General features: G+C 59.7%; 18 protein-coding genes. 4 read left to right on the top strand and 14 right to left on the bottom strand.

Annotation, left to right across the window (positions count from 1 at the left end; all coding sequences use genetic code 11):
- Positions 1-36: 36 nt before the first annotated feature.
- Positions 37-552, bottom strand: coding sequence for a L,D-transpeptidase (locus IE061_RS14445; RefSeq protein ID WP_193461903.1), 516 nt, complete (start codon positions 550-552; stop codon positions 37-39).
- Positions 530-1,216 carry a TetR/AcrR family transcriptional regulator gene (locus IE061_RS14440; RefSeq protein ID WP_039182189.1) on the bottom strand — a complete coding sequence of 229 codons (687 nt, stop codon included), beginning with the start codon at positions 1,214-1,216 and terminating at the stop codon, positions 530-532. The genes IE061_RS14445 and IE061_RS14440 overlap by 23 nt, the downstream gene beginning before the upstream one ends.
- A gap of 224 nt (positions 1,217-1,440) precedes the next feature.
- Here IE061_RS14440 and lexA point away from each other — a divergent pair, with 224 nt between their 5' ends.
- Positions 1,441-2,118: a transcriptional repressor LexA gene (gene lexA, locus IE061_RS14435; protein WP_193461902.1), complete on the top strand. Its 678-nt coding sequence runs from the start codon at positions 1,441-1,443 to the stop codon at positions 2,116-2,118.
- A 34-nt stretch (positions 2,119-2,152) separates the two neighbouring features.
- Here the strand turns inward: lexA and IE061_RS14430 are convergent, their stop codons facing one another.
- Both IE061_RS14430 and purU read right to left on the bottom strand, forming a co-directional pair.
- Entirely contained in the window at positions 2,153-2,824 is a 672-nt protein-coding gene (locus IE061_RS14430) for an energy-coupling factor ABC transporter permease (RefSeq protein WP_039182194.1), read from the bottom strand.
- 23 nt (positions 2,825-2,847) lie between these two features.
- Positions 2,848-3,702, bottom strand: coding sequence for a formyltetrahydrofolate deformylase (purU, locus tag IE061_RS14425; RefSeq protein WP_039182197.1), 855 nt, complete (start codon positions 3,700-3,702; stop codon positions 2,848-2,850).
- Between the two features lie 274 nt (positions 3,703-3,976).
- Between purU and IE061_RS14420 the strand changes: the two genes are divergently transcribed.
- On the top strand, positions 3,977-5,575 hold the full coding sequence (locus IE061_RS14420) for a ribonuclease J (RefSeq protein ID WP_039182200.1): 1,599 nt from the start codon (positions 3,977-3,979) through the stop codon (positions 5,573-5,575).
- Positions 5,576-5,643: 68 nt separating this feature from the next.
- Here IE061_RS14420 and moaE read toward each other — a convergent pair whose 3' ends face one another.
- From moaE to IE061_RS14370, 10 genes are all read right to left on the bottom strand, one after another.
- Complete coding sequence (moaE, locus tag IE061_RS14415; protein WP_193461901.1) at positions 5,644-6,123, bottom strand: molybdopterin synthase catalytic subunit MoaE; 480 nt, start codon at positions 6,121-6,123, stop codon at positions 5,644-5,646.
- A gap of 3 nt (positions 6,124-6,126) precedes the next feature.
- The gene (moaC, locus tag IE061_RS14410; protein WP_039182206.1) at positions 6,127-6,921 is read right to left on the bottom strand and encodes a cyclic pyranopterin monophosphate synthase MoaC; all 795 of its coding nucleotides are present in this window, start codon (positions 6,919-6,921) and stop codon (positions 6,127-6,129) included.
- Between the two features lie 4 nt (positions 6,922-6,925).
- Positions 6,926-7,486 (bottom strand): molybdopterin-guanine dinucleotide biosynthesis protein B, encoded by a 561-nt coding sequence (mobB, locus tag IE061_RS14405; protein ID WP_193461900.1) that lies wholly within the window; start codon positions 7,484-7,486, stop codon positions 6,926-6,928.
- Between the two features lie 23 nt (positions 7,487-7,509).
- A complete protein-coding gene (locus IE061_RS14400; RefSeq protein WP_039182211.1) occupies positions 7,510-8,739 on the bottom strand; it encodes a uracil-xanthine permease family protein in 1,230 nt (409 codons plus the stop codon).
- An 89-nt stretch (positions 8,740-8,828) separates the two neighbouring features.
- A complete protein-coding gene (upp, locus tag IE061_RS14395) occupies positions 8,829-9,458 on the bottom strand; it encodes a uracil phosphoribosyltransferase (protein ID WP_039182214.1) in 630 nt (209 codons plus the stop codon).
- 97 nt (positions 9,459-9,555) lie between these two features.
- Positions 9,556-10,239: a uracil-DNA glycosylase gene (ung, locus tag IE061_RS14390; protein ID WP_189464048.1), complete on the bottom strand. Its 684-nt coding sequence runs from the start codon at positions 10,237-10,239 to the stop codon at positions 9,556-9,558.
- Between the two features lies 1 nt (position 10,240).
- Positions 10,241-10,720, bottom strand: a complete 480-nt coding sequence (gene gpt, locus IE061_RS14385) for a xanthine phosphoribosyltransferase (RefSeq protein ID WP_016914007.1) — start codon at positions 10,718-10,720, stop codon at positions 10,241-10,243.
- A 6-nt stretch (positions 10,721-10,726) separates the two neighbouring features.
- Positions 10,727-11,272, bottom strand: coding sequence for an adenine phosphoribosyltransferase (locus tag IE061_RS14380; RefSeq protein ID WP_039182221.1), 546 nt, complete (start codon positions 11,270-11,272; stop codon positions 10,727-10,729).
- Positions 11,273-11,306: 34 nt separating this feature from the next.
- Positions 11,307-12,605: an NCS2 family permease gene (locus IE061_RS14375; protein ID WP_193461899.1), complete on the bottom strand. Its 1,299-nt coding sequence runs from the start codon at positions 12,603-12,605 to the stop codon at positions 11,307-11,309.
- 192 nt (positions 12,606-12,797) lie between these two features.
- Positions 12,798-13,424: a riboflavin synthase gene (locus tag IE061_RS14370; RefSeq protein WP_039182228.1), complete on the bottom strand. Its 627-nt coding sequence runs from the start codon at positions 13,422-13,424 to the stop codon at positions 12,798-12,800.
- Positions 13,425-13,886: 462 nt separating this feature from the next.
- Here IE061_RS14370 and IE061_RS14365 point away from each other — a divergent pair, with 462 nt between their 5' ends.
- Both IE061_RS14365 and IE061_RS14360 read left to right on the top strand, forming a co-directional pair.
- Positions 13,887-14,930, top strand: coding sequence for a methionine ABC transporter ATP-binding protein (locus IE061_RS14365; RefSeq protein ID WP_193461898.1), 1,044 nt, complete (start codon positions 13,887-13,889; stop codon positions 14,928-14,930).
- Positions 14,911-15,564, top strand: coding sequence for a methionine ABC transporter permease (locus IE061_RS14360; RefSeq protein WP_026001709.1), 654 nt, complete (start codon positions 14,911-14,913; stop codon positions 15,562-15,564). The genes IE061_RS14365 and IE061_RS14360 overlap by 20 nt, the downstream gene beginning before the upstream one ends.
- The last annotated feature ends 60 nt before the right edge of the window (positions 15,565-15,624 follow it).

The following is a 15,624-nucleotide window of genomic DNA, read 5'->3' as shown; positions in this document are numbered from 1 at the left end:
TCTTTCAAAATGTGGAGTATGCCAGCGGGGACAACGTCAATGCAGCCATACTGGCGTACCCGGCACAGCCCGTTTGAAAAGCCAGAGCAGGTCGGCATTACGTAGACGCACACAGCCGTGAGAAGCAGCAAGGCCCATGGGCTGGTCAGGGGGAGTACCGTGCAGGTAGATGTAGCGACGCTGGGAATCGACACAGCCGCCGCGATTGATACCGCGCTCCAGGCCACATAGCCACAGTATGCGGGTCAAGATCCAGTCGCGCTCGGGGAATTCGACCGCCAAATCGGCAGAGTAGACCTCTCCGGTCCAACGACGCCCCCGAAAGACCGCATCCTCTGGTAGCCCATCGCCAATCGCTGCTCGAATGTAGTGCCAACCCAACGGAGTACGTCCACTGCCCTCTTCTTGCCCTACGCCGGCCTTGCCCGTCGAAATGGCGCATTCATGCTCTAACGCGCTCCCCTGCCACCAGCGCAGGCGTTGGGCCTCGGTGTCGATTTCCATCCAGCCACCTTCGACGGGCGGCAGGTCAGCCAATCTGGGCGTGTGCATGGGGCTTCTCATCCACGGTTGCTGCGGGCAACGGCATCGGCGCGCTCATGGCCGCCACCACGACGGGGCGCAGACGTCGGATCAAGTCGCGTACCGTCACCTGCTCTTGATAATCCTTGGCGGCGATATCGCGCAGTGCATCCAGGCCAGACAGAGTGAAAATCACCGTGCCCAACATGAAGTGCAGCCGCCAGAAACGCTCGGCATCTGGCAGCTCGGGGGTCGCCCGCCGCACCAGCTCCGTGAAGCGCGTGAAGACATCGCCATACTGCTGCTGAATGTAGCGACGCAGGTGTCCTTGCGCCTGGCTGTAAGCCAGCCCCAGCAGCCGCATGAACACTTTCAGGCTATGCCGCTCGGCAGGCACGGCCAGCACGGTGGTGGCCATGGTTTCCAGCAGCACCTCCAGAGGAATGGCCTGGCCCTCGTAGCGCGCTTCCAGCTCGTCGAGCGCAGTATGGAAGCGTTCGGAGAACGGGTCCAGGTAGCGGGCAAATACCGCCTGTATCAGCGCTTTCTTCGACCCGAAGTGATAATTGACGGCAGCAAGGTTGACCCGCGCTTTGCTGGTGATATTGCGCAGTGATGTCTCGGCAAACCCCCGCTCTGCAAAGAGCACCTCTGCCGTATCCAAAATACGTGTGACCGTATCCGACTGGGCCATAGCGCCCTCCCAAAACAGGTGTTTAAAACATGGCGATCGCGTTGGCGAATAGTATGCCATTCCCCCTGCTGGCTCAAACGATTATCCCGCTCAAGGTTCAGGCCGCGTGCCCCGGTACGGATTGCAACTCATCATGTACTGGACAGAGCAACATACTGTATACTTAAACACATACTGATTTTACGGACATGTAGCGACTGTCTTTTCACTGTTTGGAGTCTGATATGTTACGCCCACTCACCGCACGCCAGCAGCATGTATATGATTTTATCGTGAAGACCATGGGCGAGCTTGGCTACCCCCCTACCCGCGCCGAAATCGCCAAGGCGCTGGGCTTTCGTTCCCCCAACGCCGCCGAAGAGCATCTGCGCGCCCTGGAGCGCAAAGGTGCCATTCGCATCATTCGCAATACGTCACGCGGCATTCGCCTGCCCAACCAGGAGCCGCTCGACGCCACGCCCCCGGCAGCCGAGCCTGCCAGCGCCGCCAACGATGCCACGCCCAGCGGGCTGCCGGTCATTGGCGAAGTCGCGGCAGGCAGTCCCATTCTGGCAGCGGAGCATATCGACCGTTACTGCCCGCTCCCTGCAGAGTACTTCACCCCCAAGGCCGACTATCTGCTGCGAGTTCGCGGCCTGTCGATGAAGGACGTGGGCATTCTGGAAGGCGATCTGCTGGCGGTGCATCGTACCGACCGCGTGCGTGACGGTCAGATCGTCGTCGCGCGCCTGGAAGACGAGGTCACGGTCAAGCGTTTTAAACGCCAGGGGCATCACGTCACGCTGCTCGCCGAGAACGAAGACTTCGCCCCCATCGAAATCGACCTGAGAACTCAACAGCTGGATATCGAAGGCGTCGGGGTAGGCGTCATCCGAGGCGGGAACGGCCAGGCACTGGGCTAAAATACTGGGCCAGGGCACTGGACCAAGCCACCGCCTACTGCATATCGATGTAACGATGGTCGTTGAACGTGGCGACCCAGTGCGGGTGGTAGACCAGCAAGATACTCAGCAGCATGCCGGTGATGAAGGCTTCCGAGGGCATCAGCAAGGGTAAAAAGCGGGCATACTCCTGAGCCAGATAAATCGCTTCAGGGTCGGTGCCCGCCACCAGAATCAGCCCCACGGCCGCCAGCCCGCCTCCTAGCGTGGCCAGCGCAGCACCGAAAAAACCGCAGGCAAACAGAAACACCATCAGGTTGTCCGGCAAGCGGCGATCCACGATACGCCATACCACCCCCGTGATCACGGCGGGCACCAGTCCCGTCACCAGCACGTTGGGCCCCAACAGCTCCCAGGCATTGCGCCCGATCACCACCATCGCCACGTTGAGCAGCAGGTTGCTGATCAAGGCCAGGGGCACCTTGAACACCAATGTCATCAGCACCGTGAACACCAGATGCAGGGTCAACCAATCGACCGCCTGGGCCCGCAGCTGCCACATCAGCATCACGGCAAGCGTCGCGGCCATCCAGCGATGCTGCAAACCGGTATCTTCCAGCAGCGGATGCCAGGGGCGCTGCCAAAGCACCCACCCCAGCGCACCTGCCGACACCAGCCAGGTAACCAGCAGTGCCCAGGTGGCCAGCACGCTTTGTGCAAAGGACATGGCGCCCCTCCCCGGTGGGCGAGTTAGCTGAACACGACGGTCTTGTTACCGTGAATCAATACGCGGTCTTCCAGATGCCAGCGCAGGCCGCGGGCCAGCACGGCTTTTTCCACATCACGGCCAAAGCGCACCAGGTCGGTGGGCGTATGGCAGTGGCTTACCCGATGGATATCCTGCTCGATGATGGGCCCCGCATCCAGCTCTTCGGTCACGTAATGGCAGGTGGCACCGATCAGCTTGACGCCACGCTCGTAAGCCTGGTGGTAAGGCTTTGCCCCGGCAAAGGAGGGCAAGAAGCTGTGATGAATATTGATGACGCGCCCGGCATAGCGCTCGCACAACGAGGGGGGCAGTATCTGCATGTACCGTGCCAACACGACACAGTCGGCCCGTGCCGCATCGATCTGGGTTTGTACCTGATCGAAAGCCGCCTGCTTGTTGGCCGGGTCAACCGGCACGTGATGATAAGGAATGCCGTACCACTCGGTGAGCGAACGCATGTCGTCATGATTGGAAATGACGCTGACGATATCGCAATCCAGCTCGCCTGCCTGCCAGCGATACAGCAGATCCACCAGGCAGTGGGATTCCCGCGACACCATCAACACCACGCGGCGGCGCTTCTGGGTGTCCACCAGTGACCACTGCATATCGAATTCGGCGGCGACGGGTTCGAACGCCGTGCGCAGCGCCTCGGCCGACATGCCCAATGAATCGGCGAGAATTTCGTAACGCATGAAAAAGCGACCCGTCTCCAGGTCGGAGTGCTGGCTGGCCTCGGTAATCGAGCCGCCCTGCTGGGCAATGAAGCTGGAAACACGCGCCACGATGCCCACCTGATCCGGGCACGACACAACTAAACGGTAATAATGAGACATCAATGAACACTCTTGCGTATGTAACGGCACGTTCGCCAGGGACTTACCTGCCGACAGGCAAGCCTCACCAGGCGCGCTAGTGTAACGCAAGCGCTGCGACCAAGCACTGTGGTGCAGTGCCGCGATGATTGTTACAGGCCCCTCCCTTCCCGTATAGTTAAGAGATTACTTCCCAGGCTTTTCATGACCGATGCATCCACCACGCGTTCAACTTCGTCCCCGTCGCCGCCCGCCCCTGCACCTGCTTCCGCTAGGTGGATGCGGTGAAATTGGAATGAATCTTACGCTGTATGGATACGACGATCAGTGGATCGCCGTCGATTGCGGCATGATGATTCGTCAGGATCTGCCCAACTCGCCGCTGCAGGTACCCAACACCGACACCCTGCAGACCCTCGGTATCACGCCTGCCGCGCTGTTCATCACCCATGGTCATGAAGACCACATCGGCGCCGTGGCCTGGCTATGGCCGCGCTGGGGCTGCCCCATTTTTGCCACCCCGCTGGCAGCGGGCCTGCTGCGCCACAAGTTTGCCGAACACCAGCTCAGCAGCGCTGCCATCGAAATCATCGAACCCGGCGATGCAGTTGAGCGCGGGCCCTTTACCCTGCGTTACTTGAGTGTCACCCACTCCATACCTGAAAGCTGCGCCATCATGATGCAGGCAGGCGACTATCGGGTTCTGCACACAGGTGACTGGAAACTGGACCCGGAGCCGCTCATCGGTGCGCCGGTGAATGCCGCCCATTTCCGCGCGCTGGCCCCTCTGGACCTGGTGGTGGGTGACTCTACCAATGCCCCCATGCCAGGGCAGTCGGCCAGCGAAGGCGATGTCGCCAAGGCACTGGCCAGCACCCTTGCGAAGTGCAAGGGGCGCGTCGTGGTGTCGTGTTTCGCCAGCAACCTGGCGAGGGTTCTGGCCATCGGGCGTGCCGCACAAGCCTGCGGACGCCGCGTCAGCTTGATGGGCCGCTCCATGGAGCGCATGGTGAGCGTGGCCAGAGGGTTGGGCTACCTGGACGATTTTCCGGCACTGGTACCGCCCCACGATCTTGGCTATTTGCCCCCCGAAGAAGTCGTGATCATTGCCACGGGCAGTCAGGGTGAGCCACGCGCTGCGCTTCAACGACTGGCGCAACGCCGTCATCCCTTCGTCGACCTGGAGCCCGGTGACAGCGTCATTTTTTCCGCCAAGGCCATCCCGGGCAATGAGCGCCCCATCGAACAGCTTAAAAAACGTTTGTTACAGCTGGGTGTCGACCTCTTCGATGAAAACAATCATCCCGAGCTGCATGCCACAGGGCATCCAGCCCAAGAAGAGCTCAAGAAGCTTTACCAATGGGTACGCCCAAAAGCCCTGCTACCCGTGCACGGTGAAGCTCGACATCAGCAGGCCCACCAGGCACTGGCCGAACAGCTGGGCATCAGCGCGCCCCTTGCGCCGGTCAATGGCGACATGATCGCGCTGGACAACCAGGGCCTGCGCCTGGAAACACGCCACCCCCAGCCACCTTGCATCGTCGATCAAAACAGCGTGAGGCCCCACCCCGGGCTCGAGCACCAGACTCCCGGCGCACGGCGCGGGAGCCTGTTTCTGGCACTACCAGTGACCGCCACCGAGACCGGCTGGTGGCGCATTGGACGGATGATGCTGGATACCACGGGAGCCAGCCCGCTGGATGAGGAGAGTTTCAGCGATTGGCTGGACGAGCAGTTGGAAGAGATCGAGGCCGAGACCCTGGCAGACTTGCGCCAGGCGCTGCAACCGCGCCTGATGCACTGGCTGGCCAACCACCTTCAGCACATGCCTGAGGTGCACCTGCAGATCATGGCCGCCGATATGCCGACCGTGGAAGAACTCGATCGGCAGTAGTTCATGCGGTAGTTCATGCAAAAATTCATGCTAAAGTTCATGCCGAATTCAGCAGGCCCAAGCGCGGGTCATGACCAGCGCTCGGCATCCTGCTGATCGGTTTTGCGCTCCTTGACCCAATACGTCCCCTGGCGTGCGCGCTCCTTTTTCCAGAACGGCGCCTGGGTCTTGAGATAGTCCATGATGAAGTCACAGGCCAGGAAGGCATCCCGGCGATGCGCACTGGCGACCAGCACGCGAACGATAGGGTCACCTGGCGCCAAATCTCCCACCCGATGAATGATGCGCACCGCCTGGAGCGACCAGCGTTGCCAGGCCTGCTCGGCGATCTCCATCAGGCTGCGCTCGGTCATTCCGGGGTAATGCTCCAGCGTCAAGCCCAGTACATCGGGCGACTCGTTGAAGTCGCGCACCAGCCCGGTAAAGCTGACCACCGCGCCGATATCCGTGCGACCCTGCAGCGCCTGCTCGTAGCCATGCGCCATGGAGAAGCTGTCCTCGGTGACCTCGACCACGAGCGCTTTATGCGGATGCTCAAGCAGCGCCATGGCTTAGCCTCCCGTGACCGGTGGGAAGAACGCCACTTCGTCATCGTCGGTAATGCGCGAACTGTCGCTGGCCATGACCTGGTTGATGGCACATAACGTACGCTGATCGGACAACAGCGCATAGCGCGCATCCTGAGCGCTGAGCGCCGCCTTCAGGCCCGCGACGTTGCGGCTCGGCAAGCGATCCAGATCCACCGACACATCGCTTTCCCCGACCCGCTCGCGCAGCTCGGCCAGAAACTTGACCCGCACGCAGGGAGATGAGCAACGCTCCCCAAGGCTTACTTCCCCCGAAGCCCCTTCGCCGGTCACGATGGGCGCGGGCATCAGGCGCTGGTAATCTCCCCGGCTGCCCCCCTGCTTGCTCTCCAACTGCACGGCTTCGATGCGCATCTCTTTATCGACGGCCTTGCACATGTCATACAGCGTCAGGCAGGCCACGGACACGGCCGTCAGGGCCTCCATCTCTACCCCCGTCCGGCCATTCAGGCGGCACAGCGCCGTAACGTTGACCCAACCGTTGTCGTGGTCGATCTCGAAGTCCACCGACACCTTGGAAAGCGCCAAGGCGTGGCACAGCGGTATCAGCTCATGGGTACGCTTGGCCGCTTGAATACCGGCGATGCGCGCCGTGGCCAGCACATCACCCTTGGGCAAGGCACCGTCCGTCAGCAGCTGAAGCGTCTGAGCGCTCATCACGATTCGTCCAGAGGCGACGGCCTCTCGGCGTGTCTCAGCCTTGTCGCCAACATCGACCATGTTGGCTTCGCCTTGGGCATTGAGGTGGGTTAACTGCATCGTGTCACCTTTTGCTATCAATCAGAGAGTGGCGCTGCTCGGCAGCCCAGTCGAACACCCAGCGGGCAATACCATCAATGTCGTCGAGGTTCAGCCGCATCACATCCTCACGCAGAGGCACAGGCGCCGCGCCACTCAGCGCAACGCCCACTCCATGCGGGTCATCGAGGATGTGCGCATCGCCAATGCCCTCTCGGTAGAGCACCAGCTTGGCGATGGGCCAGGCTTTGAAACCTTCGACGATGACCAGGTCAGGTGCATGCGGTGCCATGAGCGAAAGCAGATACGCCAGATCCGGCTCTTCCTCTGTCGGCATATCCATCATCAGTGCCAGGCGGCGACTCGATGCCACCAGCATCGGGGCCGCTCCGGCCTTGCGCAACTGGTAACTATCCTTGCCGGGCTGATCCACCTCGAACTGGTGATGGGCATGCTTGATCACCGCCACCGACAGGCCAAGTGCTCGCAGCCGAGGCAGCAGCTGTTCGAGCAGAGTGGTCTTTCCCGTCCCGCTCCACGCGGCGACGCCCAGCACCGGAAACGCACAGTTTGGTGGCTCTTTCATGGCATACCTCGTCAACTGAGCGACTATTCGCCCTCTTTCTCTGCAGGCAACAGCCAGTTTAACGCAATGCCCACCAGGGCTGCCAAACTTACGCCCTGCAAGGTGAATTGACCACCCCCGAACTGCATGCCACCAATGCCGAAGACCAGAATCAGCGACACCACCACCAGATTACGCGCCGCCGTCAGCGACTGCCCTGCGCGCACCAGGGTATTCATGCCCACCACGGCAATCGAGCCAAACAGCAGAGTCATGATGCCGCCCATCACTGGACCGGGAATGGTTTGCAGCAAGGCACCCAGCTTGCCGACGAATGCCAGCACGATAGCCAGCACGGCGGCAATCACCATGTATTTCGGGTTGAACGCCTTGGTCAGCGTCACCGCGCCGGTCACTTCGGAATAAGTGGTATTGGGCGGACCACCGAACAGCGCCGCCGTGGTCGTGGCCAGGCCGTCACCCAGCAGCGTGCGATGCAGGCCGGGTTTTTCCAGGTAGTTCTTGCGGGTCACCGAACCAATCGCCACCATGTCGCCGATATGCTCCACAGCGGGGGCGATCGCCACCGGAATCATGAACAGAATTGCGGCCCAGTGAAAACTGGGGGCAGTGAAATTGGGCACCGACAGCCAGGCCGCTTCCCTGACCGGGGCAAAATCGACCACCCCCATCAGCAGGGCCAGTACGTAGCCCACCGCAATACCGCCCATGATGGGCACCAGACGCAGCAAGCCGCGGCCAAAGACGGCCAGCACCAGGGTCACCAACAGGCTGGCCATGGAGAGAAAGATCGCCGCACCGTAGCCAATGTTGTCACTGGTTTCACCGGTGGCCATGCTGACCGCCACTGGCGCCAGAGCAAGACCAATGACCATGATGACCGGCCCCACCACCACCGGTGGCAACAAGCGGTGCAACCAGGCCGTGCCTTTCAGTCGAACGGCCTGTGAAATGGCCACGTATACCAACCCGGCGGCCATTAGCCCGCCCATGGTGGCAGAGACTCCAAAGCTGGCAATCGACCCCTGAATGGGGGCAATGAAAGCGAAGGAAGAAGCCAAAAAGACCGGCACCGTCTGGCGCGTAATGCCGTGGAAAACGAGCGTGCCCACCCCAGCGGTAAACAAGGCTACGCTGGGGTCCAAGCCCGTCAGCAGCGGCACCAGCACCAAGGCACCAAACGCGACGAACAGCATTTGTCCGCCGGTCAGCAGTAGTTTAGGCCACGACTCTTGTGCACTATTCGTTGTCATTGCACCACTCCAGGAAGGTCTATCGTAGATAACGGAGGCAAAAAAATGCCCCCAACGCGGTGCGTAAGGGGCTGTATGTTACGGAGCGCTTAACGCGTTCCGAAAATCTTGTCGCCGGCATCTCCCAGGCCGGGGACGATGTAGCCATTCTCATCGAGTCGGTCGTCTACCGACGCGGTGTAGATTTCTACATCAGGATAAGCATCTTGCACCCGTTTGATCCCTTCAGGGGCAGCCACCAGCACGATCACTTTCATGTGTTCACAACCGCGCTCACGCAGCATGTCCAGTGTCGCCACCATGGAACCACCGGTCGCCAGCATGGGGTCGATGACGATGGCCATGCGCTCTTCGATATCGTTGGCAAACTTGGCGAAGTATGGCACCGGCTGCAGCGTTTCCTCATCACGGTAAAGGCCTACAACGCTCACCCTGGCACTGGGGATGAGGTCGGTCACGCCTTCCAGCATGCCCAGACCCGCTCGCAGAATGGGCACGATGGTGACTTTTTTACCCTTGAGACGCTGTGTCGCGATAGGCTCACCGTTCCATCCCTGAATCTCGTGATTTTCAAGTTCCAGACCCTTGGTCGCTTCGTAGGTCAGCAGCTTGGCCACCTCACCCGCCAATTCACGAAAGCTTTTCGTGCTCAGGTCAGCTTCACGCATGAGTCCCAGTTTATGCTGAACAAGCGGATGGTTAATGGCGTACACACTCATGGGACTTCCTCACTACAGGGGATTCGGGATGGCAATCAGGATCGCATCGACACGCGATCAAAATTGCGCGCCATTCTACCCGCAACTGACCATCAGGTTAAGGCTTTTCCGGCAATTGCCACGTAATAGGCGTACGGCCCTGCTGCTGGAGGAACTGATTTGCCTTGGAAAAATGGTGATTACCGAAGAAACCACGGTGTGCCGACAGTGGCGAAGGATGTGGCGACTCCAGTACCAAATGGCGCTGGGTATCGATCAGCGCTTTCTTCTGGCGGGCATGACTGCCCCAGAGCAGAAACACACAGGGCTCGCCGTGCTGGCTGACGGTTTCGATGGCCCGGTCGGTGAACGACTCCCAGCCCTTGCCGCGATGCGACGCTGCATTGCCCTGCTCCACGGTCAGCGCAGTGTTCAGCAACAATACGCCCTGTTTGGCCCAGGGTTCCAGGAAGCCATGGCGCACCGGTGTAAAACCTACGTCCGCCGCCAACTCTTTATAGATGTTGACCAGCGACGGCGGCACCGGCACCCCTGGCTGTACCGAAAAACACAGGCCATGTGCCTGGTTGGGGCCGTGGTAGGGGTCCTGACCGAGAATGACCACCTTGACCGAGGCCAGCGGGGTCAGCTCGAACGCACGAAACCAGTGGGACGAATGAGGATAAATGACCTTCTTGGCCGCTTTTTCCTGAGCCAGAAAGGCTTTCAAGGCCGACATGTAGTCGGCCTTGAACTCTTGCCCCAGCCACTGTTGCCAGTCATTGGGTAGCGGAGTCGACATGTTACTTCTTCATCTGGTCGGCGAGAGGCTCGACATAGGCAATGCCCATGTCCCAGGGGAACTGAATCCAGCACTGCTGTGCCACTTCGGTCAGGTACTGATCCACCAGCGGCCGACCTTCGGGCTTGGCGTAGATGGTCACGAAATGCGCCTTGGGCAGCATTTCACGCACCGCACGCGCCGTCTTGCCGGTGTCGACCAGATCATCCACCAGCAGCCAGCCTTCGCCGTCGTGGTCGACGCCCTTCATGATGTCCAGGCCACCCTGGTTCATGTGGTCGTAGCTCTTGATGCAGATCGTGTCGATCAGGCGGATGTTGAGTTCACGGGCAATCAGCGCAGCAGGAATCAATCCGCCTCGGGTAATCGCCACGATCCCCTTGAAGTCACGCTCGATCAGCAAATGGCACAGCTGACGAACGTCACGATGAATCTGATCCCAGGAGACGGTGAAGTGTTGGTGGTAGCGTTCGCTGCTCATGGGGCGTTACTCGTCTTCATTAAAGGAACAGACCGCGAATACGCTATAGCCCGCATCGCGAATTTTGGTAGAGCCACCCAGTTCAGGCAGGTCGATGATCGTTGCCGTCTCGACGACCTGGCCGCCGCAGCGCTGAATGAGGTTGGCCGCTGCCAGCATGGTACCGCCGGTGGCAATCAGATCATCCATCAACAAAATACGGTCATTCTGCTGAAAAGCATCGGCGTGCAGCTCGACTTCCGAATGACCATACTCCAGCGTATAGGTCTCGCTGATCGTCTTGAACGGCAGCTTGCCCTTCTTGCGCACCGGCACGAAGCTGCAGCCCAGCTCATAGGCCAACGGGGCGCCAATAATGAAGCCACGAGCGTCAATCGCCGCGATGGCATCCAGGTTCATCTCCTGGTAGCGGTGCACGAAGCTATCGATCAGCTTGCGAAAGGCAGCGCTGTTTTGCAGCAGCGGAGTGATGTCACGGAAGTTCACTCCTTGCTCTGGCCAGTCAGGAACCGTGCGAATAACGGACTTAATGTAATCGCCGTAGATGCTCATCGCGTCTCTCATTGATTAGTCAAAATGCGGGCAGTTAGCCCAGGAACAGGAATTTTGCTGCAAACAGCAGCGCCAGCACGACCACTGCCGGATTCAGGTCGCTGAATCGACCTGACAGGGTCTTGATGGCAACGTAGCTGATGAAGCCCAGGGCAATACCCTCGGCAATCGAGAAGGTCAGCGGCATGGCCAGCGCAGCGATCAGCACCGGCGCGGCGTCTGTGGGGTCTTCCCAGTTGGCATGCGCCAGGCTACCCGCCATCAGCACCGCCACGTACAGCAGAGCGCCCGCCGTGGCATAGGCCGGAATGGAACCCGCCAGCGGCGCAAAGAACAGGCTGATCAAAAACAGTACGCCAACGACCACCGCCGTCAGTCCGGTACGGCCGCCCGAGGCAATGCCCGCTGTCGACTCGATGTAACTGGTCGTGGTGGAAGTACCCAGCGCAGCACCGGCCATGGACGCCGTGCTATCAGCCATCATGGCACGACCAATGCGCGGCAGCTTGCCATCCTTGTCCAGCAGCTTGCCACGGTGTGCCACGCCCACCAGCGTACCCGAGGTGTCGAACAGGTCCACGAACAGGAACGCAAAAATCACGCTCAGCATGGCCACGTCCAGCGCACCCATCAGATCCATGGCCATGAACGTCGGCGCGATGGAAGGCGGCATGGACATGATCCCGCCATACTGGTTGTGGCCCAGCACCATGGCCATGACGGTCACACCAAGAATACCGATCATCACCGCACCGGTCACGCGCAGGTAGGCCAGCGCGGTAATCACGAAAAAGCCCAACAAGGCGTAAATGGCCGGCGGCTGGGACAGGTCGCCCAGCGCCACGTAGGTCGCCGGATTGGACACCACGATGCCCGCATTCTTCAGGGCGATCATCGCCAGGAACAGGCCGATACCCGCCGCAATGCCCAATCGCAGCGACAGCGGAATCGAGTTGATGATCCACTCACGAATTTTGAAGATACTCAGCAGAAAGAAGGTCAGGCCCGAGAAGAATACCGCCCCCAGCGCGGCCTCCCAGGTGTAGCCCATTCCCAGCACGACACCATAGGTAAAGAAGGCGTTCAAACCCATCCCCGGCGCCTGGGCAATGGGGTAGTTGGCCCATAGCCCCATCACGAAACAGCCAATGGCCGCCGCCAGACACGTCGCCACAAACACGGCACCGTAATCCATGCCGGCTTCGGAAAGAATGCTCGGGTTGACGAAGATGATATAGGCCATCGTAAGGAACGTGGTGACCCCTGCAATCACCTCGGTTTTTACGTTGGTCTTCTGCTCGGCGAGCTTGAAGTAGTCGTCCAGAAATTTCATGTCGTTTTTATCCTTCGCGCTTACGCTGGATGCGTCCCTTGGTGCGAGAAAAGCCGCACATACTACCGAAAGGCACTGCGCGATGCGAGTACCCCGTGTGCAGCGAATGAAAGGGCGATGGCGCCCCTATCTTATGATTAGCAAACTTCAGGCCATAAGCTAACCGATTGGTCAACACTGGCCGATAATTTTCTACAGCCGACTCGCCAACACCCGCTCCACGGTCTCCACGATGACCTGGGTTTGCGGGTCGATCTCGATATTGACCCAGTCCCCGACCAGTCGCTCCTTGAGCATGGTGCGCGACAGCGTTTCGGGAATCAGGTTGACGCTGAACTCCACCCCTTCCCCAGCGCCAGCCGGCCGTACGTCCCCCACGGTCAAGCTGATACCATCCACGCCAATGTAGCCTTTCTCGAACACGAACTTGGCCATCGAGGGGGGCAGCAAAAACCACAGCCGACGATTGTTGGGGGCTTCCTCGATGGTCACGACCTTGGCCATACAGATGACGTGCCCGGACATGGAGTGCCCGCCAATTTCATCACCAAAACGGGCTGCACGCTCTATATTGACGCATTGCCCCACCTCGATTGCACCAAGATTAGTCAATCGCAGCGTTTCACGCATCAAATCAAAGCTGACCTTCTCACCTTCGATGCGCGTGACGGTCAAACAGACCCCGTTATGTGCTACCGACGCACCAATTTCCAGCCCCTCACGCAGCTCTTCGGGCAGCGCCACCACGTGGGTACGAAACGCCTCCAGCTCCAGCACTTCGACGACTTCGGCGATACCTTGCACAATACCGGTGAACATGGACTTTCCCTCTGTTGATTCGCCAGCGAACTGGCTCAAGCTGTAAAAATTTCCGCAAGCTTACACCCTATGCCCCAACCTTGTGCAGTGCAGGCCCGGCAAGTGCTTGAACAGCGTGTTTTTTGCTGTCCAACGCAGCCTGAAAAGGCCCAATTCAGAATTAAAAACTAAAAACAAGCCATAAAAAAGCGGAAAACTCTGTATAAGCACGCTTAAACATGAAATAGACCGTATTTAATTGACAATTCACCCACCTCTCTTTAGACTTTCGCCGCAAATGTAATGACGCCGATTTGTACCCAGATTGCGGGCGTCCACGCGGTTCCTGTAACCACGTGAAGTGCAGCTAAAAGGGTGTGTCCAGCGTTGATGGCCACCCGCAAGGGTGGCCTTTTTTTTGTTACCCTCCCTACGCTCGCCTCCCCCGCACCCCGTCTTCGGCCTAACATTAAGGCAGACGCTATGATTGAACTTAGCAACGTAAGCAAAACCTACGGCAGCGGCCCCAGCGCCGTTCACGCCCTTCGGGATGTCAATTTAATGATACCCAAGGGCAGCATTCACGGCGTCATCGGCCTATCCGGCGCAGGTAAATCGACCCTGATCCGCTGCGTCAACCTGCTGGAGCGCCCCACCAGTGGCAAGGTACAGGTCGACGGTCAGGAAATGACTCAGCTGAGCCGCCGCGACCTGAATCAGGCACGCCATCGTATTGGCATGATCTTTCAGCACTTCAACCTGCTCACCACGCGCACCGTCTTCGATAACGTGGCGCTGCCGCTGGAGCTGATGGGCGAGAAGCGCAGCGCCATCAAGAACCGCGTCTTGCCACTGCTCGACATGGTCGGTCTGGCCGACAAGGCCAAGCAGTACCCCGCGCAACTCTCAGGTGGTCAGAAGCAGCGCGTGGCCATTGCCCGGGCGCTGGCCAGCAAGCCCAACGTACTGCTCTGCGACGAGGCCACGTCGGCCCTGGACCCGCAAACCACCAGCTCCATTCTGGAACTGCTGCGCGACATCAATCAGCAGCTGGGCATTACCATTCTGCTGATCACTCATGAGATGGAAGTGGTCAAATCGATCTGCCATCGCGTCAGTCTGATTTCCGGCGGGCGACTGGTAGAAGACGCCGAAGTCGGCGATTTCTTTACCGCACCAGCCACCCAGCTAGGTCGCGAGTTCCTCAACGACTTCCTGCAGCTGAGCCCACCCAAGGAGCTGCTGGAGCGCTTGCAAGCGCAGCCCGGCGAGCAGACCCACCCAGTGGTGCGGCTGACCTTCTCGGGCGATGCGGTCTCCACGCCGCTGATTTCACGTCTGGCGCGCGAATGCAGCGTGGATGTCAGCATTCTGCAGGCCAAGGTCGAGTCGATTCAGGAGCGCACGCTGGGCTTGATGATCGCCGAGCTGCTGGGCACTCCAGCACAGACCGAGCAAGCCATGTCTTATCTGGAATCGCATCAACTACAGGTGGAGGTACTGGGTCATGTCCAGCGCAATGTTTGATCTCGTGTTACAGGCGACGCTGGACACCCTTTACATGGTGGCCGTGTCCGGCGTCATCGCCACACTGCTGGGCCTGCCGCTGGGGGTGCTGCTGTACGTCACGCGGCCCCGGCAGATTCTGGCCATGCCGGTACTCAACCAGGCACTGGGCATCATCACCAACGTAGGCCGTTCGATTCCGTTCATCATTCTGATGGTCGCCATCATTCCTTTCACGCGAATGCTGGTCGGCACCTCCATCGGCATCAATGCCGCCTCGGTTCCTTTGACCATCGCGGCCATCCCCTTCGTCGCCCGTCTGATCGAAGGCGCGCTCAACGAAATTTCGCCCGGCCTGATCGAGTCCGCCCAGTCGATGGGCGCCACGCCCTGGCAAATCATCACCAAGGTGCTGATCCCTGAAGCACGCGGCGGCATCATCACCGGCCTCACCATTACCGTGGTGACCCTGGTGAGCTACTCGGCCATGGCAGGCGCCGTTGGCGGTGGCGGCCTTGGCGATTTGGGCATTCGCTATGGCTACAACCGTTTCAACCCGACCATCATGCTGATCACCGTGGTGATCCTGGTGGTCATGGTGCAAGGCTTCCAAAGCCTGGGCGACTATCTGGTACGCAAAAGCGATCGCAAGTAAGCCACCGACGGCTCAGCGAAATGACATAGCTTTTAGCTTTGATCAGCATAGCCACATATA

It is taken from the genome of Vreelandella hamiltonii (genome assembly GCF_014651795.1).
Classification (GTDB): Bacteria; Pseudomonadota; Gammaproteobacteria; order Pseudomonadales; family Halomonadaceae; genus Vreelandella; species Vreelandella hamiltonii.
Note: the sequence above shows the minus strand (reverse complement) of the source record. Positions and strands in the feature narration are given on the sequence as shown.